This window comes from Flavobacterium sufflavum (assembly GCF_004016525.1).
Lineage (GTDB): Bacteria > Bacteroidota > Bacteroidia > Flavobacteriales > Flavobacteriaceae > Flavobacterium > Flavobacterium sufflavum.
This window is the reverse complement of the sequence record NZ_SACJ01000011.1, coordinates 62,932-87,366: the sequence shown is the minus strand read 5'-3', so window position 1 is coordinate 87,366 and position 24,435 is coordinate 62,932. Positions and strand designations below refer to the sequence as shown.

The window sequence follows — 24,435 nt, the reverse complement described above, 5'->3', positions numbered from 1 at the left end:
ACTATTTTTTTTTAATCTGCTATATTAGGACTCAACCATCTCATGGCTTTGTCTGTTGAAATACTTCTTCGTTTAGCGTAATCAATTACCTGGTCTTCTTTTATTTTTCCAAGTCCGAAATACCTACTTTCAGGATTGGCAAAATAATAACCCGATACTGCCGCTGCCGGCCACATTGCCATACTTTCGGTCAAAGTTACTCCAATTTCTTCTTCTACTTTTAACAATTTCCAAATGGTTGGTTTTTCTAAATGGTCAGGACAAGCTGGATATCCTGGCGCAGGACGAATCCCGGCATACACCTCTTCAATCATCGCTTCAGTTGTTAAAGCTTCATCCGGAGCATAACCCCAAATTTCTTTACGGATTTGCTCGTGTAAATATTCAGCAAAAGCCTCAGCCAAACGATCTCCTAAAGCCTTAACCATAATCGAGTTATAATCATCTAAATTATCTCTGTATTCATCTGCCCATTCATCTACTCCAAAACCTGTTGTCACACAAAAAGCTCCCATATAATCAGTTACTCCATTGTCTTTTGGCGCAATAAAATCAGCCAATGCAATATTTGGTGCTCCTTTAGTCTTTTGTGCCTGCTGACGCAAAGTCAAGAATTTCTCTAATTCTTTTCCGTTCTCATCATACAACTGAATATCATCATCGTTCACTTGGTTCGCAGGAAAGATTCCGTAGATTCCTTTAGCAGTGAATTTCTTTTCTTTCAAAATCACTTCCAACATTTCTTTTGCATCCGCAAAAACCGAAGTCGCTTGTTCGCCCACCACTTCATCGGTCAAAATTGCCGGATATTTTCCAAACAATTCCCAGGTTCTAAAAAACGGTGTCCAGTCGATATACGGTACCAAAACATCCAAATCTACTTCGAAACTTTTTGTTCCGATGAAATTAGGTTTCTTTGGCGTATAGTTTGCCCAATCCAACTGCAATTTATTCTTACGGGCATCTTCAATCGTTAAGAAATTTTTATCTCTCGAACGATTCAAAAACGATTCTCTAAAAGCATCGTATTCTTCACGAATTCCAGCCATATAGGCTTCCTTGTTCTGATCTAATAAATTTCCAGCTACAGTTACTGCTCTCGAAGCATCATTAACATGTATAGCAGTAGCGCGATATTGTGGTGCAATTTTCACGGCAGTGTGCGCACGCGAAGTGGTTGCTCCACCAATCATTACAGGAATTTTCAGATTTCTTCTATCCAATTCTTTGGCCAAAAACACCATTTCGTCCAGCGAAGGCGTAATCAAACCACTCAAACCAATAATATCTACCTCGTGTTCCAATGCTGCCGCAATAATTTTCTCTGGAGGAACCATCACCCCAAGGTCAATGATTTCATAATTATTACAAGCCAACACCACCGAAACAATATTTTTTCCAATATCATGCACATCACCTTTTACGGTTGCCATCAATATTTTCCCGTTTCCTTCTTTGTCTCCTACCTGTTTAGCCGCTTCAATAAATGGCAACAAATAAGCCACGGCTTTTTTCATTACACGTGCTGATTTTACCACCTGCGGCAAAAACATTTTACCTGAACCAAACAAATCCCCAACGACATTCATTCCAGTCATCAAGTTGATTTCGATAACCTCAATTGGTTTGGCAGCAGCTAATCTGGCTTCTTCCACATCTTCTTCAATAAAAGCATCTACTCCTTTTACTAATGAATGCGTGATTCTTTCTTGTACGGTTCCAAAACGCCATTCCTGTACTTCTTTTTCATTGGTTTTTGGCCCGCCTTTTACATTCTCGGCAAAATCCAACAAACGCTCAGTAGCATCATCACGTCTGTCTAAGATTACATCTTCTACATGCTCTAATAAATCCTTCGGAATATCGTCATAAATTGTCAACATCTCTGGATTTACAATCCCCATTGTCATTCCAGCTTTAATAGCATGATACAAGAAAACCGAGTGCATCGCCTCTCTTACTGTATCATTTCCACGGAAAGAAAACGAAACGTTACTCACCCCACCACTAATGTGGGCGTGCGGTAAATTTTCTCTCACCCATTTAGTCCCTCTAAAGAAATCTAAAGCATTCAGGCGGTGTTCTTCCATACCGGTTGCCACTGGAAATATATTCAAATCGAAAATAATATCCTGAGGTGGGAAACCTACTTTATTCACCAAAATATCATACGAACGCTGGCAAATTTCTACTCTACGATCGTAATTATCTGCCTGACCTACTTCGTCAAAAGCCATGATAATTGCAGCAGCTCCGTAACGTTTGATTAATTTAGCGTGATGGATAAACTGCTCTTCGCCTTCTTTTAACGAAATCGAGTTTACCACACATTTTCCTTGTGCTACTTTCAATCCCGCTTCGATAATATGCCATTTCGAACTGTCAATCATGATTGGCACACGGGCAATATCCGGTTCGGCAGCAATCAGGTTCAGGAATTTCACCATCGCATATTCGCCATCCAGCATTCCCTCATCCATATTAATATCGATGATTTGCGCTCCTCCTTCTACCTGCTCTTTAGCAATACTCAACGCTTCATCGTATTTCTCCTCTTTGATTAATCGAAGAAATTTTCTAGATCCCGTAACATTAGTACGCTCTCCAATGTTTACAAAAACGCTTTCGGGCGTAATAATCAAAGGTTCTAATCCCGATAAAACTAAATTTCTTCTTGGTTCTACTGCTGCCATTTTATTATTTTATTTTTTTTCAACGGATTGAAATCCGTTGCTACAAATATTTCGTTTTCCTCCAACGGAATAAATTCCGTTGCTACAAAATGAGTCGTTCCTACGGAACTCTACCTCTTCACCTAGTTTGTCATTCCAACGAAGGAGGAATCTCATCATGTTATATCCGTTATGTGATTCCTCGTACCTCGGAATGACAAAACTAGACTATTATATTTTTATTCTCTTTGCGGGCACGGATTGCAAATCCGCGCTATCTGTTGAAAACCCGTCCTGAACTATATATTCTAGATATTATTTATATTTTCGTTCCTTTTCAGATTCTCTTTCTCTTTTAATTGTTTAATATTTTGTTCTTTTAATTTAGAATCCTTGATATCTTCATCAATTTTAACTAATAAAGAATCTATATAATCTTTTTCAAAATAATCGATTTTTATTTTTATACCAAAAGTAATTTTTGGATCAGATGAAAGACGAGTAAACATTGAGTTATCCGATTTACCCTTTCTACCCATTTTTCTATTTAATTCATCCAATTCTTTTTGTCTTTCGGTTTCATTTCCAATTCTATTAACTATAAGTTTATAACCGAAAAGAATGTATTTATCTTCGTCTTTGTATAGTGTATATTTTAAATTCCCTAATGGATAAAAACCACCTAATGGAATCTGTTTGTCATTTTTGATATACTTTTTGTCATAAACAGGTTTAATATCGTTTAATATTTGTTCATATTTGTTATTAAGAACATCTGACCGTTCATAACTAAGAGAACTAAATAACACCTCTTCATTTTTAGAATACGAAAGAGATATTGAATGTTTGTATTTATCAACATTAAAAAAATAATTTTTATTATTTAATCTTAGGACAAACTTTCCTTTTTCTAATTTATTGTTTTGATTTAATTTTTCAGATTCATTATAAAATTGATTATCTGACATATAAGGCGAAAGTGTCAAAAAAAGCGTGGGGTGAAATTCATCTTTCTTTGACTTCTCTTCAACTTTATTATTACAACTTAGTATCATTGAACAAAACAACAAACTAATTAGTGAGAAATACAAAAATTTTAATTTCATTAACATATTTTAAAAGCTTAATAAATAATAAATCAAAAGGTCTAAACTCCCTAAGATTGTGCGAGAATCTTGCTCGTAAATACAATCAAAATCACAACCTTATTAAAAAAATTAATTCCACCAAAAAGGAATATCTTCTTTCTTACTATAATTTGCAGTTTCAAAAATAATATCCATTTTCTTTAAGAGATTTTTCCTAAATTCAATGTTATTTATAAAATTTGCACTCATATCGTTTTTTACTTTTTCATAAATCTTCTTATAAAAATTATTTCGATATAAAATCTTTTCTTCGGGATTTGAAATATCAAAAATCAAGTCTTTGTCACTCTGCTCTCTTATAATCCAATAACCACTTGTACAGGCATCGTGTAAAAGTGCACATCTCACACAACTATAAAACTCTCTAGCAACTGTATCATAATCTTCCGAATAAGTAGGATTATCTTTAAAACTAGTATTTAACTCCTTTAAAAAATCAATAAACTCATTACGACCTGCTCCTCCATAGTAATGTATACAACCCTCACTATCAAGTATTGGGTATTTTACTTTAAATTCCTCTTCATACGATATTCGATGGAATTTTCCATCAATTGTAGATTGTAAAAATTCTATTAAAGAACACAAAATTGCAACCATAGAAAACCCATATCCATCAATACTGTCATCGTGGCTTTTCAATAATTCGATCGGTTTGAAATATCTATTTTCAATTCTTTCAAAATAAATACTGTAAACCTCTTCTATACCTAAAACAGAACCTTCAGATAAGTCTTTCTTTACATCGACCCACCTTTTCTTTAATTCTCTATGAGTATTATTTTTTGTCCTTGTCATTACAAACTAGCCGTTGAAACTCTCGGCTTATATTTTGCCGCTGCTTCTGCAATCATACGGATATGATCCGGGGTTGTTCCGCAACAACCACCAATAATGTTTACTAAATTGTCGTCTAAATATTCTATAATAAAAGCCTGCATTTGCTCTGGTGTTTCATCATATTCTCCAAAGGCATTTGGCAATCCGGCATTAGGATGCGCTGAAATATTGAAAGAAGTATTATGAGACAAAGTCTGTAAATACGGTTTCAATAAATCGGCTCCTAAAGCACAATTGAATCCTACACTCAACAACGGGATATGCGATACCGAAATCAAGAACGCTTCCACCGTTTGTCCCGAAAGGGTTCTTCCAGAAGCATCAGTAATTGTTCCTGAAACCATGATTGGAATATCAATATTGCGTTCGTCTTTTACTTCCTCAATAGCAAAAAGTGCTGCTTTAGCATTTAGCGTATCAAAAATAGTTTCCACTAAAAGTAAATCACAACCACCATCCATTAAAGCTTCTACCTGTTGTTTGTAAGCAATGCGCAAATCATCAAAAGTTACGGCTCTGTATCCCGGATCATTCACATCAGGAGACATACTTGCTGTTCTGTTTGTTGGCCCGATAGACCCCGCAACAAAACGCGGTTTCTCTGGATTTTTGGCTGTGAATTCATCGGCTACCTGACGGGCAATTTTTGCCGATTCGTAGTTCAATTCATAAACCAAATCCTCCATGTGATAATCGGCCATACCGATGGTTGTTCCTGAGAACGTATTGGTTTCCACAATATCAGCTCCTGCCTCAAAATAAGCGGCATGCACTTCGGCAATGGCTTTAGGTTGGGTCAGTGACAACAAATCGTTATTTCCTTTTAGAGAATGAGGAAAATCCTTGAAGCGTTCGCCTCTAAAATCTTCTTCCGAAAAATTATAACGTTGCAACATGGTTCCCATGGCTCCATCGAGAACGAGTATTCTTTTTTTGATTTCTTCTTGAATGCTTGGCATAACTTATTTTTTTGCCGCTAAGGCACTAAGGCACTAGCTTTTGTTTTTTATTTGTTTCCTTAAAATCACTACTGTAACTCTCTAGCCCCGACAGTAGCGACATCCTTGTGGGGCGGGCGTTTATGCCCCACAAGATACAGCGAATGGCGGGAACTAATTCCTTTAAAAACACCTAATGCTGTGCTCCTGATATTTTATATTTTAGGAAATGCAAAGTAAAGCAATAGCCTTACCACTTGCAAGTGATAAGGCTATTTATAATTGTAAACAACTGAGTGTTTTAGTTTATCGCTTTTACGACTGCTTTTGGTGCTTCTTTACGAGTTCCGTCAAATCCGTCAACACCTGATACAGTTGTGTATTTCAACACATAACGTTTTCCTGGATTGATGATTTGGTAAGCCGCCTGACACATCAAAGTCGCTTCGTGGAAACCACAAAGAATCAACTTTAATTTTCCTGGATAAGTATTGATATCTCCAATAGCAAAGATTCCAGGAATGTTAGTTTGGTAATCCAAAGCATTATTTACTTTGATAGCGTTTTTCTCGATTTCTAATCCCCAGTTTCCGATAGGTCCTAATTTTGGTGTCAAACCAAAAAGTGGAATGAAATAATCACAAGGAATATTACGGTGCGCTCCGTTTTCATCTAAATCAATAGATTCTACGTGCTCAGCTCCATTGATTCCAACTACCTCAGCAGGAGTAATCATGTGGATTTTTCCGGCATCTTTTAATTCCTGTACTTTTTCTACAGAATCCAAAGCTCCACGGAATTCATTACGACGGTGTACCAAAGTCACTTCAGAAGCAACATTAGACAAGAAAATACTCCAGTCTAAAGCTGAATCTCCTCCACCTGCAATAACTACACGCTTGTCTCTAAATTCTTCCGGGTTTTTAATGAAATATTTTACTCCTTTATTTTCGTAAAACTCGATATCCTCGATTAAAGGTTTTCTAGGTTCGAAACTTCCTAATCCACCAGCAATAGCAATTACTTTAGCATGAAATTCAGTTCCTTCGTTAGAAGTAACAATAAAAGTTCCATCTTCTTGCTTAACGATAGTTTCAGCACGCTCACCAAGTGTAAATCCTGGCTCGAATTGTTTAATTTGCTCCATCAGGTTATCTACTAAATCCCCTGCCAATACTTCTGGAAACCCTGGAATATCATAGATAGGTTTCTTTGGATACAATTCGGCTAATTGTCCACCCGGCTGAGGCAAAGCATCTAAGATGTGACATTTTAATTTCAATAAACCTGCTTCAAAAACGGCAAATAAACCAGTTGGACCGGCTCCTATTATAAGGATATCTGTTTCTATCATTTTTTATTTATTTATAATCATTCTTAATAATTGCAAAGAAACGAAAAAAATCAAAAGTAAAATATGATTTAAATCATTCGTTTTTTTACGAATTACATTTTTCTATTTATTTTTTAATGATTGAGTGATCTCATTCATCTTTTTAACTTTATCTTCAAAATCCCCTTTTAAAGTATCGCGATAATCGTTTAAGTTCTGCACCATCTGATTGATATCTTCCGGTATTACTTCCTCAAAAAACTCTCTCAATCGCTTAGCTGTTGTAGGTGATTTTCCATTGGTCGAAATAGCAATTTTGACATTTCCTTTGGTCACAATTCCACCTAAATAGTAATCGCATAAATCAGGTGTGTCGGCAATATTGCATATCAAATATCTCTTTCGGGACAATTCGTATACGCGCTTATTTACCTTAAAATCATCTGTACAGGCGATTACCATATTGCGCTTTTTCAGCATTTTTTTTCTGAATTTCTTATTAGTCAATTTCACAGAAGAATGTTTTTCTGCCAAGGCGACTAATTCATCATTAAAACGCGGCGCAACAACCTCAACTTTTGCATTAGGGCTCGATTTGAGCAAAAAAGATAGCTTTTCCAATCCCACATTTCCTCCACCTACAATAAGCACGCTAAGGTTATGCAGTTTTAAAAATATTGGATACAATTCGTTACGCTCTTCGCTATTTGAATCGTTGCCAGCTGTATCTTTAATTTCACTCATCTTTTTTTGAATTATGCTTTAGCTAAATCTTGCTCTCTGTATGCTTCTAATTTGGCAAAAAACGAAACAGCTTCCTGAATGTATTGTTTTGCAAAAGCTTCAGAAGGCTCATTTTTATTGATTTGGTATACTAACTCTCTAAAAGTAGTTCCTAATTCAATTTTGTTTCCTTCAACAAAAACAGTATCGAAAGAATCGATGATTCCTGCGTGTGTATTTGTTTTTTCTTTCTCAGCCAATAACAATGCTTTAGCACCATTAACAAATCCTGCGTAAGCTAAGTAAATAGCATCTGACCATTTTTGCTCTTCCAATAATTCCTGAGCAGAAGTTATTTTGTCTTTAGCTTCGAATAACAAAGTAGCTACTAAGTCAATTACCACACCAGCACATTCTCCAACACCTACTGCTTTCACATAGTTGTCAGCGTTACCCCAGTCTACAAAATCAGCTTCAGTAAGATTAGTAACATCAGCTAATGGTTTTAAGAATTCGTAGAAATATTTCTCTCCGTTAGCATCATAGTAATCCAAGAATTTAGCTCCGTTAGCATTTGCTTCAAAATCATTTAAGATTAAACGCAAAGCTTCAGGTCCACGACGGCTAGGGATTTTGATAACTTTATCGGCAAAACGACCATTTCCGTTTCCTAAAATTCCACCACCTAACAATACTTGTAATGCAGGAGCTACTAATTTTCCTGAATTGATTGACATTCCCTGGAAACCAATTTCTGCCATATTGTGTTGTCCACAAGCATTCATACAACCACTAATTTTGATTGCAATTTCTTTATTGTCGGCAAATTGTGGGTATTCTGCTTTTAATACTCTTTCAAGTTCGTCAGCAATACCTGTACTACTTGCGATACCTAAGTTACAAGTATCAGTACCAGGACAAGCCGTGATATCTCCAATAGTATCGTAACCTAAACTAACCATTTCTAATTTAGATAACTCCTGGTAGAAGAATGGTAAATTTTCTTCTTTAATGTTACGAATTACAATGTTTTGACGTAATGAAAAACGTAATTCATTAGCTCCGTAATTTTTAATTAAATCAGCTAATAACCTAGCTTTATCAGTATAAAAATCTCCTAAAAGAACTTTTACTCCAATAGCTACATAACCTGCTTGTTTTTGAGCAATAACATTTGATTTTTTCCAGGCTTCATAAGCAGCAACATCTTCGATAGTAACAGTTGGCACTTCTAATAAAGGTTCAGTAATTGCACCTTCAAAATCAGTAGTATCAATTTCATAACTATGGAAAGGCAATGCTTTTTTCTCTTCGTCAACTAAACGCAAGAATTCATCACGACCTAAATCTTTAATTAAGAATTTCAAACGCGCTTTTAAACGTTTAGCTCTTTCACCGTAACGGTCAAAAATTCTGATTACTCCTTCGGCTGTTGGAATAATTTGGTTAACCGGAATAAATTCTGAAAGCAATTCGGCGTGAGAAGGCTGAGAACCTAATCCACCACCTAACATTACTTTGAAACCTTTTTGTCCATCAACAATTTTAGGAATAAATCCTAAATCGTGTAAATAACTCAAAGCAGAATCTTTCTCTGATGAAGAGAATGAAATTTTGAATTTACGTCCCATTTCCTGACAGATTGGGTTACGCAAAAGATATTGAAACAATCCGTGAGCATAAGGAGTTACATCAAATGGCTCATCAACATCAACACCTGCTAATTCACTTCCAGTAATATTACGCACAGTATTACCACAAGCTTCTCTTAAAGTAATATCGTCTTTAGCCAAATCAGCCCAAAGTTCAGGGGTTCTATCTAAACTCACATAGTGAATTTGGATATCCTGACGTGTTGTAATATGTAAACGTCCAGTTGAATATTTATCTGAAACTTCAGTAATTCTTTTCAATTGCTCGCTGGTCACTTTACCATAAGGTAATTTGATACGAATCATCTGAACACCTTCCTGACGTTGACCGTAAATACCACGTGCTAAACGAAGACTACGAAAACGCTCATCGTCAATTTTTCCACCACGGAATGCGTGTATCTTTTTTTCTAAATCGATAATCTCTTTTTGGACAATCGGATCCTCTATTTCTGTTCTAAAACTTTGCATATCTTCTGTTTTGTGTTTATTGTTTATCGTTTGTTGTTAGCTCTAACTACAAACCATTAACCACAAACTATTAACTTTTAACTATCTAATAAACCCTACTCCTGCCGTTGTATTTGTTGAAGCATCAATTAAAATAAACGCTCCGTTTGATTTGTTATCATTGTAAGCATCAAAATACAATGGCTTACTCAATTTGATAGTTACTTCTCCTATTTCATTAATTGCTAATTGAGATGCCGGAGTTGTTCCTGAATAATCAGTTGCAATAACATTTTTAACACTATCCACTTTTGCCAACACTCTGTTAGTATTGTGTTGGATTAAATATTTAGTTCCGGCAACTAATTTTTTACTATCCATCCAACAAACTGTAGTAGTGATATCTTTCTCAACTTTAGGCAATTCATTCGATTTTACAATCATATCTCCTCTGGTTACATTGATGTCATTTTCTAACTCAATTGTAATTGAAGAACCTGCTGCTGCTTCATCAAATTGTTCATCAAAAAAGTGAATCTTAGTCACTACAGATTCAGTCAAAGAAGGAAGAACTGTTACAGCATCTCCTACTTTAATATTGTTCCCGTATAATTTCCCTGCATAACCTCTGAAGTCATGGTATTCTTCGGTTTTTGGACGAATTACAGTTTGAACCGGGAAACGCGCTTTTCCAGTGTCATAAATATCTTTTGACTCTAAAGCTTCTAAATGCTGTAAGATAGTTTGCCCGCTATACCAAGGCATTTTCCCTAATGATTCCACAACATTATCTCCTGTTAAGGCACTCAATGGAATATAACTTACGTTTTGTTCTTTATATGAACTCTTAGCATTCAATGCCTGGAAATCAGCTTTGATTTTATTGAAAACTTCTTCTGAATAATCAACTAAGTCCATTTTGTTAATTGCTACAATCACATCTTTTACTCTCAATAAATTATTGATAAAAAAGTGACGGTATGTTTGCTCAATTACTCCTTTACGAGCGTCAATCAAGATGATAGACACCTGAGAAGTGGATGCTCCTGTAACCATGTTACGAGTATACTCTACGTGTCCCGGAGTATCGGCAATAATATAACTTTTCTTAGCAGTAGAAAAATAAATATGAGCCACATCAATGGTGATTCCCTGCTCACGCTCTGCAACTAATCCGTCAGTAGCCAAAGAGAAATCTAAATAATCATATCCTTTTTGTTTACTACTTTTTTCAATTGCTTCTAATTTATCTGTAGTCAATGATTGTGTATCATACAATAATCTTCCAATTAATGTACTCTTTCCGTCATCTACACTTCCTGCTGTTGCTATTTTTAAAACTTCCATTCTATATTTCCTGTTTATTGTTTGTAGTTTGTTGTTTGTAGTTTATAGCAAATGAAACTCTTCCATAAACTATAAACGAAAAACCATAAACTATTAAAAGTATCCTTGTTGTTTTCTTTTCTCCATTGCTGCTTCCGAACGTTTGTCGTCAATACGTGCACCACGCTCAGAAATAGTAGAAGCTCTGATTTCGCCTACTACCTCAGCAATTGTTCCTGCATAAGATTCTACCGCTGCAGTACAACTCATATCTCCAACAGTTCTAAAACGAACAATTCTTTCTTCAACCTCTTCATCTTCATCTTGGTAAACAAAAGGAGAATGTGACCAAATCATACCATCTCTAACAAAAACTTTACGTTTGTGAGAGAAATAAATAGATGGAATTTCAATTTGTTCTTGTTCGATATAACTCCAAACATCTAATTCTGTCCAGTTTGAAATTGGGAACACACGTACGTTTTGCCCATTTTCAATTTTTCCATTCAATAAATCAAATAACTCAGGACGTTGGTTTTTCTCATCCCATTGACCAAAATCATCACGAACTGAAAAAATACGTTCCTTAGCTCTTGCTTTTTCCTCATCTCTACGCGCTCCACCAATACAAGCATCAAATTTGAATTCGTCAATAGCATCTAAAAGCGTAGTAGTTTGCAAACTATTTCTACTAGAATACTTACCTGTTTCTTCAACTACTTTTCCTTCATCAATAGCATCCTGTACATTACGAACGATTAACTCTAAACCTAATTCAGCAACTAATTTATCTCTAAATTCGATAGTCTCAGGAAAGTTATGTCCTGTATCTACGTGCAACAATGGAAAAGGAATCTTAGCAGGGAAAAACGCTTTCTGCGCTAATCTCACCAAAGTAATCGAATCTTTACCACCTGAAAAAAGCAACACAGGCTTATCAAATTGAGAAATAACTTCTCTGAATATGTAAATCGCTTCGCTCTCTAAAGCATTTGTTTTTAAAACTGAACTCATTTTTTTTATTTAAATCTATTGAATTAACTTTTTTTCTTAATTATTTCCCGTGTAAACCACATTCTTTATGGCTTTGTTCCCAATACCATCTTCCTGCTCTAATATCTTCTCCTTCTACAATGGCTCTGGTACAAGGGGCACAACCAATACTTACGAATCCTTTTTTGTGCAAACTGTTTTGTGGCACATTATGATCGTCAATATATTTTTGTACTTCTTCCAATGTCCATCTCAACAACGGATTGAATTTTACGATGTCAAAATTAGCATCATATTCAAACAAATGCAAATCGCTTCTGTTTTCTGATTGCTCAGCTCTCAAACCTGTTATCCAAATTTTATTCCCGGCCAATGCTTTTTTAAGAGGCACTACCTTACGAATAAAACAACATTCTTTTCTGTTTTCAACCGACTCAAAGAAACTATTAGGTCCTTTTTTCTCCAATAATTCCTCCACAGCTTTTGCTTCAGGGAAATATACTTTTATAGCTGTTTTATATTTCTTTTGTGTTCTATGAAAAACATCATAGGTTTCCTGAAACAAACGCCCTGTATCCAATGTAAATATGGTTACAGCCGCATTGCTCTTATTAATTAAATCAGTAATCACCTGATCTTCCTGACCAAATGACGTAGAAAAAACTACTTTATCTTTGTATTCATCAGCCAAAAAAAACAAAGTTTCCTCAATCGAGAACCCGGCTGTTTTGTCTAATAAAGTTTTTACTATTGCTTCACTCATTATTCTATTTTTAACTAAACTTTCCCAAAAAAGGAAAGTATTTCTTTTATCATTTTACAAAAACTTCCACAAAGTTTTCAAACTCAATATTATGATTAGAATTCCAACAAAAATCATCATTGGTTTTCTTCTAATTTTATTAACCAAATAAGCGGCAATTGGCGCAGCAATTACACCTCCTAAAATCAACCCGATTATAACCTGCCAGCCTTGTACTCCGCCAAAAATCATAAAGGTGATTCCACTGGCAAACGAAACTGCAAATTCAGCTGCATTTACCGACCCAATAGTGTAACGGGGATTCCTTCCTCGGCCTAATAATGTTGACGTTACAATTGGTCCCCAACCGCCACCGCCAACAGAATCCATAAAGCCGCCAAAGGTAGCTAAAAATCCCAACTTTTTTGTCTTCTTTTTTGTTATATTCTTCCTTAATGCTTTTGCGATAATAACAAATGCCAAAACCATCATATAGACCGAAATAAAAGGCTTAATCACATCACCATCAATCACATCCGACAACAAATAAGCTCCAGTAACAGAACCTATAACTCCCGGTATTAAAAGATTTTTCAATAATTTTTTATTAATATTTCCAAATCTATGATGCGAAATAGCCGATGCACCTGTTGTAAACATTTCAGCTACGTGTACTCCGGCACTACTTATTGCCGGTGGAATTCCGTAGGCTAATAGAAAAGAACTGGATGTTGCCCCATATCCCATTCCTAAAGTTCCATCCACTAATTGTGCAAAGATACCAATTGCAAAAAAGACTAAAAACTCCCGGTCAAAACCTCCAATAAATCCATCCCAAGAAAACTCATCGTGATGTCTGTAAACCAAAACACAAACAAGCATAAACAGCAAAGCGACCGGAATAACAACCCATAATCGCTCTTTAAAACTAAACTCCGACTTTACAGCCACACCATTTTCTTTTAAAACTGTACTCATATTTTATTCTTTTTAGCTTTTAAATTAATCCCTCTATCTCACAAAAGAACCATCCTTTTAAAAAACAAAATCCATTACCCTATCGGTTTAGTAGATTACTATGCAAAAGTAATACTTATTTCTAAATTTCAAAACTTATTTCATTGTTTTTATATCTAAAAAAAGGAAAACCAAACTACTAAACATCTAAAAATCAGTAAAAAACTACTTAAAATCAGATTTCGAAAACTCCAAGGGTTATTTTACCCAACATTTTACCTTTTTGTAAAGCCCCCTAAATCAATCCTTATTAGAAAGAAAAAATGAATTCAAAAATAAATTCTACTACATCCATAGGATTATTATAAAATAATTATACCTTTGCGCAAAAAAAATATTTTATGGATTTCGAAATTGGACTTATAGTCGCAGGTTTATTTGTAGGTTTCATAGTTGGTATGACTGGTGTAGGTGGAGGTTCGCTGATGACACCTATTTTATTATATTTTGGTATCCCCCCAACAAAAGCTGTTGGTACCGATTTATTATACGCTGCTTTCACAAAAACAGGTGGTATCCTTGTACATCATAAAAAAAGCAACATCAATTGGACTATAACAGGCTGGCTTTCTCTGGGAAGCGTTCCTGCAGCTTTGATAACTTTATGGATATTACACAACTTAAAAGCTGATGTTACAGCTATCAATGCCGTAATCAAATACAGTTTAGGCTGGGCATTATTATTTACTTCGGTAGCCATTTTGTTCAAAAAGAAATTACTTGACTTTTCTCAAAAACATGCTGGAGATAAATTCCATAGCCAAAGTAAAACTCAAAATATGCTAACCATAGCCATTGGAGTTTTACTGGGAGCTACTGTAACACTTACTTCGATAGGTGCCGGAGCCTTAGGAACAGTAACATTATTCTTTCTTTATCCACTTTTACCAACTCCAAGACTGGTAGGAACCGAAATTGCTCATGCAGTTCCATTGACACTTGTAGCAGGATTAGGACATGCTTCAATGGGTAATCTAGATTTAGTTTTACTAGGCCAGTTATTAATGGGATCTCTTCCTGGAATTTATATCGGAAGTATGTTGAGCGGAAAAGTACCTGATTTATTCCTTAGAAATGCCATTGCAGTAATGTTGTTTTTTGTTGGATACAAACTAGTCTTCTAAATTTTCATAATAGACATTTCACATATTAAAAAGCCCCTTTCGTTGGATTAACAACGAAAGGGGCTTTTTAATTTCAATAATTCTTCAAAGCACTAGAAAGCAATATCAGCTAAAGAGTTATTTTCCAAAACCATCAAGGTATTATCCCTAATCTCAGTCATCAAACGGCGTGCAGCACAAGTTGCTTCGTCTTCGCAATCATCGCATTTTTCATAAAAATTATGACTCGCACAAGGCAGCAAAGCAATTGGTCCTTCGAGAATACGATACACTTTAGCCATACTAATCTCTTTAGGATCTTTAATCAGATAATAACCGCCGCCTTTTCCTTTTTTGGCACCTAAAAACCCTGAATTGCGAAGCAACAACAAAATACTTTCCAGAAACTTAATCGAAATATTTTCGCTTTTAGCAATATCAGCAATAGCAACTGGCGTTTGATCTTCTTGGCGAGCCAAAAAAGTCAAAGCTTTAATTCCGTATTTTGTTTTCTTTGAAAGCACTTTTAATGATTTTAAATTATTGAATTAAGTATAACTAAATTAATTATTCTCAACTTGACAACTTGATTAACAAAAACAAATCTACAATCAAAAATTGTTAATCAAAAATATTCTTCTACAATATCAATCCCTTAAGCCGAAATAACCAGAATAAATTCAATATTTAGTCACAACTGATAAAAATCAAAAAAATCATACTATTTTCTTACTTTTATTTTGAAGCTAAAAATAATCTTACATATATTTACCTTGAACTTATAACCATACCAAAATGAAAAAAATATTTTTAACAATATCTCTTGCCTTTTTTGGCATAATCTCAGCTCAAACTGAAAAAGGCTCATTTATAATCAGTGGTCAAACGAATTTAGGGTTCACTTCCAATACGACAAAATATAAATCCGACAGACAAACTACTGACGGACCAAAAACAAACACATTCAGCATCTCACCTAGTGTTGGCTATTTTATCGTGAATAATCTAGCTCTTGGATTAGCCTTTGATTACAAATCAACAATAACCAAACAACAAATAGAAATATTTGACCCTAATAATACGGGAGGATATACTACGGGAAACATAAAAGAGACACAAACAACACTTTCTATAGTACCAAATGCAACTTATTTCTTTTCCAAAGGAAAAACAAGACCTTATTTTGGTGCTGGTTTAGGACTAGCAAATACAAAATACAAAAGCAATTACACAAGCGATTCATCTTCTGGAGATCAATTTTCTTACTCTGAAAACAAAAACACAGGTCTTGTTTGGACAGCTAATGGCGGCTTACTTTTCTTGATTACACCAGCTGTAAGCATCGATTTAGGACTGGGTTATGCTAATTACTCATTCAAAGATAATGGCTTAAAAACAAACTCCAGTGCTTTTGGCGCAAATGCAGGTATAAGTGTATTTTTAAATTAAAAAAATCAAACAAAAAAGGGCTAGCCTTTTTGCTAACCCTTTATATCTATAATGCAATCTTACTAAGAAAGCGCCTGCTCTAAATCGGCAATAACATCTTTTACAGTTTCTAAACCTACAGAAACACGTACTAAACCTTCAGTAATACCAACTGCCAGTTTCTCCTCAACAGACAATTTACTGTGTGTTGTCGAAGCCGGATGCGTCACAATAGTTTTGGCATCTCCAATATTAGCAGAAAGCGAACATAATTTTATTTTATCCAAGAAAGCACGACCAGCATCAATACCTCCTTTAATTTCAAAAGCAATAATATTACCTCCTAAAAGCATTTGCTTTTTAGCTACTTCATATTTAGGATGCGATTTCAGAAAAGGATATTTCACACTGTTTACATTAGGGTGACTTTCTAAAAATTCAGCTACTTTCAGTGCATTTTCACAATGTCTTTCCACGCGAATCGCTAAAGTCTCGATACTTTTAGACAATACCCAGGCATTAAATGGAGACAAAGCCGGACCTGTATTTCTTGAGAAAAGGTAGATTTGGCGAATTAAATCAGCCTGACCTACAGCAACTCCACCTAAAACACGTCCTTGACCATCCATTAATTTTGTTGCCGAGTGGATAACGATATGCGCTCCATACTTAATAGGCTGTTGAATGTAAGGCGTTGCAAAACAGTTATCGATTATCAAAATCAGATTGTGTTTTTTAGCAATTTGGCCTAACAATTCCAAATCTACTACATCAACACCAGGATTTGTTGGTGTTTCAGCATACAAGATTTTAGTATTTGGTTTGATAAAACTTTCAATCGTTTCCGGCTGATTAATATCAAAATAAGAAGTGGTAATATTCCATTTTGGAAAATAAGTCATAAACAACGCATGTGTAGAACCAAAAACACTTCCAGCTGAAACAATATGATCACCTGAGCTCAACAAAGCCGCAAAAGTAGAATAGATTGCCGCCATTCCTGTAGCAAAAGCATAACCTGCCTGAGCACCTTCCATAGCACAAACCTTATCTACAAATTCAGTCGTGTTAGGATTAGAAAAACGACTGTAAATATTGCGTTCTTTTTCCTCAGTAAAAGAAGCTCTCATATCCTCGGCATCTTCAAAAACAAAGCTTGAAGATAAAAACAAAGGCGTTGAATGTTCTTGATAATGTGTTCTATCTATATGTGTACGTATGGCTTGAGTTTCAAAACCAAATTCTTGTTCGTCCATTTTGTATTATTTTTTTAAAGTCATTTCACTAAGATTCGCAAAGAAAACACAGAGATTCTCAAAGTTATTTTCCTAACTTTTGTAGTCAATATGACTTAATTATTTTAAGTTATTCTTTTTAGTTTTTAGCTAATTCTACTCCGTTCAAAATCACTTTATAGTGAATTGTAGCTGTAGGCTCCACTGTTTTAGAAACCGAGCAATATTTTTCGAATGACAATTGTGCCGCTTTAGCCGCTTTATCTTCTTTGATATTTCCTTCCAAAGAAAAAACCACATGAATATCTTTAAATGGTTTTGCTTCTCCTACTTGCACACGCTCTCCTTCAACCTCAGCTTTGAAAGAAGTGATTTCCTGACGTTGTTTTTTTAAAATCGAAATCATATCAATTCCGCTGCAACCTGCAACACCCATCAATACTAATTCCATTGGGCTTGGCCCCATATCATTTCCTCCAAAATCAGGACGCGCATCAACATTTACTATATGTCCTCTTTCATTTTTTAATTGAAAGTGAAAGTTTTCGTTTACTCTGTCTAATGTTATTTTCATTTTAATGTCTTTTATTTATTATTCAATCTGAAATCTAAATTCTAAAATCTGTAATCTTAGACCCTATCCTTTATCCGACAATCTCAAAATATCTCCAAAAACCCCTCTTGCCGTTACCGCTGATCCAGCTCCAGCTCCTTGAATTACAATTGGTCTGTCTCCGTAAGATTCCGTGTAAATTTCGAAGAAAGAATCAGAACCTTTTAATCCGCCTAAAGCTGTATCTGAAGGGACAGAAACTAATTTTACTTCTAATATTCCTTTATCATTTTGTAAATCACCGGACAATTCACCTATGTAACGCAAAACGTGATTTGCCTGTTGCTCGTTCTTTATCTTATCATAAATTGGATCGAACTCTTTTAATTTAGTCAAGAAATCAGCAGCATTTCCTTCACGCAAATGCTCCGGAATTAAATTCTGAATTGCAATTTCTTCAAATTCATTTTGCAAATCCAATTCTCTTGCCAAAATCAATAATTTTCTACCTACATCATTTCCGCATAAATCCTCTCTTGGATCTGGTTCGGTATATCCATTATCAATCGCTTCTTTCAAAATGTCACTAAACGGAACATCTTTAGCAGAAAAATTATTGAATAAATAACTCAAAGTTCCTGAGAAAACTCCCTTAATCTTAGTGATATTTTCACCCGAAAGATGCAATAATTTTATCGTATCAATTAATGGTAAACCTGCACCAACATTGGTTTCATACAAATAACTTTTTTGATTTTCGGCCAATACACTACGCAATTGTTTGTAAAAACCATAACTCAAAGTATTGGCTACTTTATTCGAAGAAATTAAATCAAAACCATTTTCAACCAAAGGAATATAATTCTCAACAAATGTCGCACTTGCCGTATTATCCACAGCAATTAAATTCTCTAAATGATGCTCATTTGCGTAAGCAATAATATCATCAATAGTATAAGAGAATCCGTTAGTTTGAATTTCGTTAATCCAGTTTGGCGTTACTCCGTCTTTATTCAGTAAAACACTTTTAGAATTTGCAATAGCAAAAACATTCAATTTGATGTCTTTTCTTTTCTCAATAGCAACGGCCGATTCTAAAATTTGATTAATCAAAGTTCCTCCTACTAATCCATGACCAAAAACGGCAATGTTGATTTTTTTAGAAACTCCAAAAATCTCCCCATGAATAACATTTAATGCTTTATTCAGCTCTGATTTTTTAACAACCAAACTCACATTTTTTCCAGTAACCGTATTATTGAAAAGAATAGGAACAATTTTGTTTTTAATCAAAGCCGTGTAAGGCTTATAAAAAGTACTTAAATCCTGTCCAATAATCGAAATTACCGAAACATCATCAGTCACCGAAATTTTATTAACGTCTTTAGAATAGAAATCATTTTCGAATTCTTTTTCTAATTCAATCATGGCTTTTGTAGCCTGAGATTCCGCAACTACTAATCCGATTCCTCTTTCAGAAGAACCTTGCGAAATAATACTCACACTAATATTATTATCACCCATTACTTTAAAAATACGGGCATCAACTCCAGTTTTCCCAAGTAAACCTCTACCTTCAAGATTCACTAAAGCTACATCTTCTAAAACCGAAAGTGTTTTAATTCCTGCATTTTTAGAAGTTGCCGTAATTAAAGTTCCTTCGTTTTCATGATTGAAAGTATTCAATATTCGCAATGGAATATTTTTCTCTAACAAAGGAATTATTGTTTTAGCATGCAAAATAGTTGCTCCAAAATTAGCCAACTCATTCGCCTCATTAAAAGTCAAATGATCTATTTTTTTAGCATCGGCAACCAACTCCGGATTAGCAGTATAAATACCATCGACATGAGTATAATTCTGAAGTTCTTTAGCATTCAAATAATTAGCCAATAAAGAAGCGGTATAATTACTTCCGTTACGACCTAAAGTAGTGGTAACATTATTATTGTTAGAACCAATAAAACCCGTTACAACATTAACTACTGAGCCTGCATTTTCTTTAAAATACTGAATTACATTTTTCTTCGAAATTTGCTCCAACGGTTGTGCATCTCCAAATTTCGAATCCGTTTTCAAGAAAATTCTCGAATCAGCAAATCGGGCGTTGATTCCTTTTTCGATTAAAATTGCCGTTAATAATTTAGCCGAAAGCAATTCTCCGATAGAAAGAATCTGATCTTTAATTTTAGAACTATAATCGCCTATCAGGCTCACCCCTTCGAATAATTTATCCAAAACAGCAAATTCCTCAGACAAATCTACCGACGAATATACATCTTGCTGATATTTCTTAAATTCTTCAAGTAAAGTTTTATAATCGGCATTTTTAGAGGCAGCCACTAATATTTCTTCTAATTCATCAGTAGCATTCCCACGTGCCGAAACAACGATAGCGATTTCTTCTCCTTGGTTTACTTTATCTGCAATAATAGAAACAACTTTATTGATTCCTTCACCATTCGATAAAGACTTTCCTCCAAATTTTAATATTTTCATTTAATTCTATTTTGTGTTGCTACTAAAAAACAGGAGCAAGCAAGTTGTTTAATTGTTCATATTCTATCAGGAAAGCATCGTGTCCGTGAATGGATTCTATTTCGTTATAAAAAACATTGACATTATACTTTTTTAACTCCTGGTAGGTTTCTTTATTCTCTCTTGCGGTAAAAAACAAATCTGAATTTATACCTATGATGTGTATTGTAGCTTGTATTTTAGAGGCAAAAACTTCAAAAGAATCACTGTTTCGGGTTACGTCAATCGTTTTAAGCAATTGATTCATCATTTTATAAGAAGCCAACTGAAAGCGTTTTTGTAATTTCTTACCATGATGCAATAACCAACTCTCAATATTAAATATAGCTAATTCTTCATTAATGGTTCTATCAAATTTCATCTTGAAAGATTCCGGAGTTCTATAACACAACATGGCGTGAATTCTGGCATCTTCAATTGGATTAGACGAATTTTTTAAAATTTGCTCTTGCAGAAAACAATTTGCAATCAACCAATCAGTCGATTTCCAATCGGTCGCAATAGGAATTAAATGCAATGCCAACTTAGGCTCTAAAGCAAGCATCTCCCAGGCAATTCCGCCACCTACAGAACCTCCAATAACAGCATATAATTGTTGAATTTTAAGAAAATTAACTCCCTCGATAAAAAGTTTTGCAATATCTCTGGCATTAAAATCCAAATAGTTTTCTACAATGGCACCATCATATCCATTTCCGGGAACATTAAAAGCTAAAATGCTGTATTTATTGGTATCAATAGTTTTATTTTCTCCAATTAAATCATTCCACCATCCGGTTGAACCAATAACCTGAGAATTTCCAGTCAATGCGTGATTAACCAAAACAACAGGAGCTGTATTCAATTCAGCACCAAAAAGCTGGTAACTTAAATTTAAAACAGGGTAAAATGCACCACTTTCGGTAGTGAAATTTTGAATTATAATGTGATTGGGTTTATTTTCCAATTTCAAATCTTTAATTAGGATTGATTATGGAAACATTAAAAAGAAAGCTAGAAGTAAACTTTATTGTTGTTATCTTTTCCGCCTGACGGATAGAATGTAGCACCTTCTTCGTTTGCAAAGGGTTGCTAAGCTTTCATCGGGTCTATTCCCTCGAGCTTTCTTTATAACATTTCAATACGTTTATGAACTTTAAAGGCACAAAGTAACTACTATTTTTTCAAACAAACAAATTTTGCTGATTCAGATTTAAATCAGCAACTACATAATAAACAAACGCAAGTCATCACTGAACACAAAATCCAGAAATCACCTGCGTTTGAAACCGATATTTACAAAACTATACTTAGATGAACAGTGTTTCATTTTCTTTAGAATACATCATAAACGTTAATGAATCAGCGGCTTTCTTTTGATCTTTGAAATTTGCATCCAAATTAATCCCAAATCTGGCGTTTGTTAATTCTACTCTATTCTCTTTTTCTTCAATGTTGTTTGTCCTTATATCCCTTATAAGTTCCAATGCTCTGGTAATCATTCTTTTTGTGTTCATGATGTTTAAATTTAATTTGACTTATTGTTTGTTGTTTGTTATTATAAAAATTATGCTTTCTGAATAAAAAAAACCCTTTTGGAGTATTTACCAAAAGGGTTTATATTATATAAACGATACTTTTGGATATCAACAGACTAGTAACTTTGCGCAAGACATAGAGACTGTAAAATGTTTATTCTGTTTATTTTTAATATTAATCATTGTAATCTTTGTATTTTGAAATTTTAATTATTTGTTTTCTAACAAAAAAGCCTCCCGATTTCTCAGGAGGCTTTTGCTATATTTTAGTCTTATTTGAATAAAAAAATTAAGCTACCGCACTCCTGCCGATTTCTTTTGCTTGGACCATTGATTTCTTACAAATAATAAAATTCATTTTCTTTTTTATTTAGAGTCACAAATATATAAATTAATATTTACAACCCATTATTATTTTTGAAAAAATTTCCGCTAACAGCATTAATTAACAGTTAATTATGCTTTTTAACATTATTTTTAAACTTACAACTAAAAAACAAATCAAATAAGAGCCTTTTCTCCAAGATAATTTAAAAAATTAACTCCATTCCGCTCTTTTGATTTGATGATACAAAGATACAACCGAAACCCAAATCCAATGTTAACTGTACTTTAAATTAAAGTCATTATAATGTATCGTAAAAATCATCTCGAATGCAAACACAACTGCCTTTGCATTTTTTATACTTCACTGACAAATTCTCGATCCTCCCAATTCAAATAATCACTTTTATTTTTAATTAAAAAATTAGTTGATATTAATTTACAATTCAAAAATGGTTTCATACCTTTGCAGCTCAAAATACAAGAGGAAAAATTTGAACTGATTGCAACCTCTTCATGATGAAAAAACTTCATTATGAATACTGAGAACTTCTCAGTAGAAAAAAAATGCTAAAGCAGAAACTCTCCTTTAGTCCTTTTTTGCAGTTATTTTTCCTCGCTTAATTTTATAAATTATATATTATGGCTTATTTATTTACGTCAGAATCTGTGAGTGAAGGACATCCAGACAAAATTGCAGATCAAATTTCAGACGCATTAATTGATAACTTCCTGGCATTTGATGCTGACTCAAAAGTAGCTTGCGAAACTTTAGTAACTACCGGTCAGGTTATTTTAGCCGGAGAAGTAAAATCGAATACTTATTTAGATGTTCAACAAATTGCTCGTGATGTAATCCGAAAAATTGGATACACTAAAAGCGAATACATGTTTGAAGCTAATTCTTGTGGAATTCTTTCTGCTATTCACGAACAATCAGCCGATATCAATCAAGGTGTTGACAGAAAAAGCCCTGAAGAACAAGGAGCAGGAGATCAGGGAATGATGTTCGGTTATGCTACTAATGAAACTGAAAATTATATGCCATTGGCACTTGATTTATCACATAGCCTTTTAAGAGAATTAGCTGCTTTAAGACGTGAAAACAAAGAAATCACTTATTTACGCCCAGATGCTAAATCTCAAGTTACTTTAGAATACAGCGATGACAACACACCAATACGTATTGACGCGATTGTAATTTCTACACAACATGATGATTTTGACGAAGAAGCTGCAATGCTTGCTAAAATCAAAAAGGATATTGTTGAAATTTTGATTCCGAGAATTATTGCTAAAAACCCAGAGCACGCTCACTTGTTCAATGATAAAATTAACTACCACATCAACCCTACAGGGAAATTTGTAATTGGTGGACCTCACGGTGATACCGGACTTACTGGTAGAAAAATTATTGTTGATACTTACGGAGGAAAAGGAGCTCACGGTGGTGGTGCTTTCTCAGGAAAAGATCCAAGTAAAGTAGACAGAAGTGCCGCTTATGCTACTCGTCATATTGCTAAAAACTTAGTTGCAGCCGGTGTTGCTGACGAAATTTTAGTTCAGGTTTCTTATGCAATTGGTGTTGCTGAACCGATGGGTATCTTTATTGAAACTTATGGAACTTCAAAAGTAAACTTAACAAATGGTGAAATCGCTAAAAAAGTAGAAGCTATTTTTGATATGCGTCCTTACTTTATCGAACAACGTTTAAAACTAAGAAATCCTATTTACAGCGAAACTGCTGCTTACGGACATATGGGACGTACACCTGAAGTTGTTACCAAAACTTTCTCGGCTCCGGGAGGTGACGAAAAAACAGTAACTGTAGAATTATTTACATGGGAGAAATTAGACTATGTTGACCAAATTAAAACAGCATTTGGATTATAATTATCCATCT

Annotated in this window: 20 protein-coding genes and 1 riboswitch; of the genes, 3 read left to right on the top strand and 17 right to left on the bottom strand. The window is 34.4% G+C overall.

What is annotated here, in order from left to right; all coding sequences use genetic code 11:
* Positions 1 to 11: 11 nt before the first annotated feature.
* The 11 genes from metH to EOD40_RS14835 form a co-directional block, all read right to left on the bottom strand.
* On the bottom strand, positions 12 to 2,693 hold the full coding sequence (metH, locus tag EOD40_RS14885) for a methionine synthase (RefSeq protein ID WP_128196866.1): 2,682 nt from the start codon (positions 2,691 to 2,693) through the stop codon (positions 12 to 14).
* A gap of 287 nt (positions 2,694 to 2,980) precedes the next feature.
* Positions 2,981 to 3,778 carry a hypothetical protein gene (locus EOD40_RS14880; protein WP_128196864.1) on the bottom strand — a complete coding sequence of 266 codons (798 nt, stop codon included), beginning with the start codon at positions 3,776 to 3,778 and terminating at the stop codon, positions 2,981 to 2,983.
* 111 nt (positions 3,779 to 3,889) lie between these two features.
* Positions 3,890 to 4,618, bottom strand: a complete 729-nt coding sequence (locus EOD40_RS14875) for a hypothetical protein (protein WP_128196862.1) — start codon at positions 4,616 to 4,618, stop codon at positions 3,890 to 3,892.
* Complete coding sequence (locus EOD40_RS14870) at positions 4,618 to 5,619, bottom strand: homocysteine S-methyltransferase family protein (RefSeq protein WP_128196861.1); 1,002 nt, start codon at positions 5,617 to 5,619, stop codon at positions 4,618 to 4,620. The genes EOD40_RS14875 and EOD40_RS14870 overlap by 1 nt, the downstream gene beginning before the upstream one ends.
* A gap of 280 nt (positions 5,620 to 5,899) precedes the next feature.
* The gene (locus tag EOD40_RS14865) at positions 5,900 to 6,952 is read right to left on the bottom strand and encodes an NAD(P)/FAD-dependent oxidoreductase (protein ID WP_128196859.1); all 1,053 of its coding nucleotides are present in this window, start codon (positions 6,950 to 6,952) and stop codon (positions 5,900 to 5,902) included.
* Between the two features lie 102 nt (positions 6,953 to 7,054).
* A complete protein-coding gene (locus tag EOD40_RS14860) occupies positions 7,055 to 7,675 on the bottom strand; it encodes a precorrin-2 dehydrogenase/sirohydrochlorin ferrochelatase family protein (protein WP_128196858.1) in 621 nt (206 codons plus the stop codon).
* A gap of 11 nt (positions 7,676 to 7,686) precedes the next feature.
* Positions 7,687 to 9,777, bottom strand: coding sequence for a HEPN domain-containing protein (locus tag EOD40_RS14855; RefSeq protein WP_128196856.1), 2,091 nt, complete (start codon positions 9,775 to 9,777; stop codon positions 7,687 to 7,689).
* Between the two features lie 81 nt (positions 9,778 to 9,858).
* Positions 9,859 to 11,103 carry a sulfate adenylyltransferase subunit 1 gene (locus EOD40_RS14850; protein ID WP_128196854.1) on the bottom strand — a complete coding sequence of 415 codons (1,245 nt, stop codon included), beginning with the start codon at positions 11,101 to 11,103 and terminating at the stop codon, positions 9,859 to 9,861.
* Positions 11,104 to 11,196: 93 nt separating this feature from the next.
* Entirely contained in the window at positions 11,197 to 12,096 is a 900-nt protein-coding gene (gene cysD / locus EOD40_RS14845) for a sulfate adenylyltransferase subunit CysD (protein WP_128196852.1), read from the bottom strand.
* Positions 12,097 to 12,136: 40 nt separating this feature from the next.
* Positions 12,137 to 12,838 carry a phosphoadenylyl-sulfate reductase gene (locus EOD40_RS14840; RefSeq protein ID WP_128196851.1) on the bottom strand — a complete coding sequence of 234 codons (702 nt, stop codon included), beginning with the start codon at positions 12,836 to 12,838 and terminating at the stop codon, positions 12,137 to 12,139.
* 54 nt (positions 12,839 to 12,892) lie between these two features.
* Complete coding sequence (locus tag EOD40_RS14835; RefSeq protein ID WP_128196849.1) at positions 12,893 to 13,795, bottom strand: sulfite exporter TauE/SafE family protein; 903 nt, start codon at positions 13,793 to 13,795, stop codon at positions 12,893 to 12,895.
* 380 nt (positions 13,796 to 14,175) lie between these two features.
* On the opposite strand from EOD40_RS14835, the gene EOD40_RS14830 reads away from it, so the two are divergent.
* Positions 14,176 to 14,958 carry a sulfite exporter TauE/SafE family protein gene (locus tag EOD40_RS14830; protein ID WP_128196847.1) on the top strand — a complete coding sequence of 261 codons (783 nt, stop codon included), beginning with the start codon at positions 14,176 to 14,178 and terminating at the stop codon, positions 14,956 to 14,958.
* A gap of 92 nt (positions 14,959 to 15,050) precedes the next feature.
* Here the strand turns inward: EOD40_RS14830 and EOD40_RS14825 are convergent, their stop codons facing one another.
* Entirely contained in the window at positions 15,051 to 15,461 is a 411-nt protein-coding gene (locus tag EOD40_RS14825; protein WP_128196845.1) for an RrF2 family transcriptional regulator, read from the bottom strand.
* Between the two features lie 271 nt (positions 15,462 to 15,732).
* On the opposite strand from EOD40_RS14825, the gene EOD40_RS14820 reads away from it, so the two are divergent.
* A complete protein-coding gene (locus EOD40_RS14820) occupies positions 15,733 to 16,386 on the top strand; it encodes an outer membrane protein (protein WP_128196844.1) in 654 nt (217 codons plus the stop codon).
* A gap of 62 nt (positions 16,387 to 16,448) precedes the next feature.
* Here the strand turns inward: EOD40_RS14820 and EOD40_RS14815 are convergent, their stop codons facing one another.
* From EOD40_RS14815 to EOD40_RS14795, 5 genes are all read right to left on the bottom strand, one after another.
* Positions 16,449 to 17,621, bottom strand: a complete 1,173-nt coding sequence (locus EOD40_RS14815; RefSeq protein ID WP_128196842.1) for a trans-sulfuration enzyme family protein — start codon at positions 17,619 to 17,621, stop codon at positions 16,449 to 16,451.
* A 118-nt stretch (positions 17,622 to 17,739) separates the two neighbouring features.
* Entirely contained in the window at positions 17,740 to 18,174 is a 435-nt protein-coding gene (locus EOD40_RS14810) for an OsmC family protein (RefSeq protein WP_128196840.1), read from the bottom strand.
* Positions 18,175 to 18,237: 63 nt separating this feature from the next.
* Complete coding sequence (gene thrA / locus EOD40_RS14805; RefSeq protein ID WP_128196838.1) at positions 18,238 to 20,652, bottom strand: bifunctional aspartate kinase/homoserine dehydrogenase I; 2,415 nt, start codon at positions 20,650 to 20,652, stop codon at positions 18,238 to 18,240.
* 22 nt (positions 20,653 to 20,674) lie between these two features.
* On the bottom strand, positions 20,675 to 21,637 hold the full coding sequence (locus EOD40_RS14800; RefSeq protein ID WP_317127915.1) for an alpha/beta fold hydrolase: 963 nt from the start codon (positions 21,635 to 21,637) through the stop codon (positions 20,675 to 20,677).
* Positions 21,638 to 21,703: 66 nt separating this feature from the next.
* Positions 21,704 to 21,807, bottom strand: a riboswitch (SAM riboswitch).
* A gap of 173 nt (positions 21,808 to 21,980) precedes the next feature.
* The gene (locus tag EOD40_RS14795) at positions 21,981 to 22,187 is read right to left on the bottom strand and encodes a hypothetical protein (RefSeq protein WP_128196834.1); all 207 of its coding nucleotides are present in this window, start codon (positions 22,185 to 22,187) and stop codon (positions 21,981 to 21,983) included.
* A gap of 987 nt (positions 22,188 to 23,174) precedes the next feature.
* On the opposite strand from EOD40_RS14795, the gene metK reads away from it, so the two are divergent.
* Positions 23,175 to 24,425, top strand: coding sequence for a methionine adenosyltransferase (gene metK / locus EOD40_RS14790; protein WP_128196833.1), 1,251 nt, complete (start codon positions 23,175 to 23,177; stop codon positions 24,423 to 24,425).
* Positions 24,426 to 24,435 lie beyond the last annotated feature (10 nt).

Bases quoted from the DNA above. Each gene is read 5' to 3' on its own strand.
- metH (WP_128196866.1), bottom strand. From the start codon at position 2,693: ATGGCAGCAGTAGAACCAAGAAGAAATTTAGTTTTATCGGGATTAGAA.
- EOD40_RS14880 (WP_128196864.1), bottom strand. From the start codon at position 3,778: ATGAAATTAAAATTTTTGTATTTCTCACTAATTAGTTTGTTGTTTTGT.
- EOD40_RS14875 (WP_128196862.1), bottom strand. From the start codon at position 4,618: ATGACAAGGACAAAAAATAATACTCATAGAGAATTAAAGAAAAGGTGG.
- EOD40_RS14870 (WP_128196861.1), bottom strand. From the start codon at position 5,619: ATGCCAAGCATTCAAGAAGAAATCAAAAAAAGAATACTCGTTCTCGAT.
- EOD40_RS14865 (WP_128196859.1), bottom strand. From the start codon at position 6,952: ATGATAGAAACAGATATCCTTATAATAGGAGCCGGTCCAACTGGTTTA.
- EOD40_RS14860 (WP_128196858.1), bottom strand. From the start codon at position 7,675: ATGAGTGAAATTAAAGATACAGCTGGCAACGATTCAAATAGCGAAGAG.
- EOD40_RS14855 (WP_128196856.1), bottom strand. From the start codon at position 9,777: ATGCAAAGTTTTAGAACAGAAATAGAGGATCCGATTGTCCAAAAAGAG.
- EOD40_RS14850 (WP_128196854.1), bottom strand. From the start codon at position 11,103: ATGGAAGTTTTAAAAATAGCAACAGCAGGAAGTGTAGATGACGGAAAG.
- cysD (WP_128196852.1), bottom strand. From the start codon at position 12,096: ATGAGTTCAGTTTTAAAAACAAATGCTTTAGAGAGCGAAGCGATTTAC.
- EOD40_RS14840 (WP_128196851.1), bottom strand. From the start codon at position 12,838: ATGAGTGAAGCAATAGTAAAAACTTTATTAGACAAAACAGCCGGGTTC.
- EOD40_RS14835 (WP_128196849.1), bottom strand. From the start codon at position 13,795: ATGAGTACAGTTTTAAAAGAAAATGGTGTGGCTGTAAAGTCGGAGTTT.
- EOD40_RS14830 (WP_128196847.1), top strand. From the start codon at position 14,176: ATGGATTTCGAAATTGGACTTATAGTCGCAGGTTTATTTGTAGGTTTC.
- EOD40_RS14820 (WP_128196844.1), top strand. From the start codon at position 15,733: ATGAAAAAAATATTTTTAACAATATCTCTTGCCTTTTTTGGCATAATC.
- EOD40_RS14815 (WP_128196842.1), bottom strand. From the start codon at position 17,621: ATGGACGAACAAGAATTTGGTTTTGAAACTCAAGCCATACGTACACAT.
- EOD40_RS14810 (WP_128196840.1), bottom strand. From the start codon at position 18,174: ATGAAAATAACATTAGACAGAGTAAACGAAAACTTTCACTTTCAATTA.
- thrA (WP_128196838.1), bottom strand. From the start codon at position 20,652: ATGAAAATATTAAAATTTGGAGGAAAGTCTTTATCGAATGGTGAAGGA.
- EOD40_RS14795 (WP_128196834.1), bottom strand. From the start codon at position 22,187: ATGAACACAAAAAGAATGATTACCAGAGCATTGGAACTTATAAGGGAT.
- metK (WP_128196833.1), top strand. From the start codon at position 23,175: ATGGCTTATTTATTTACGTCAGAATCTGTGAGTGAAGGACATCCAGAC.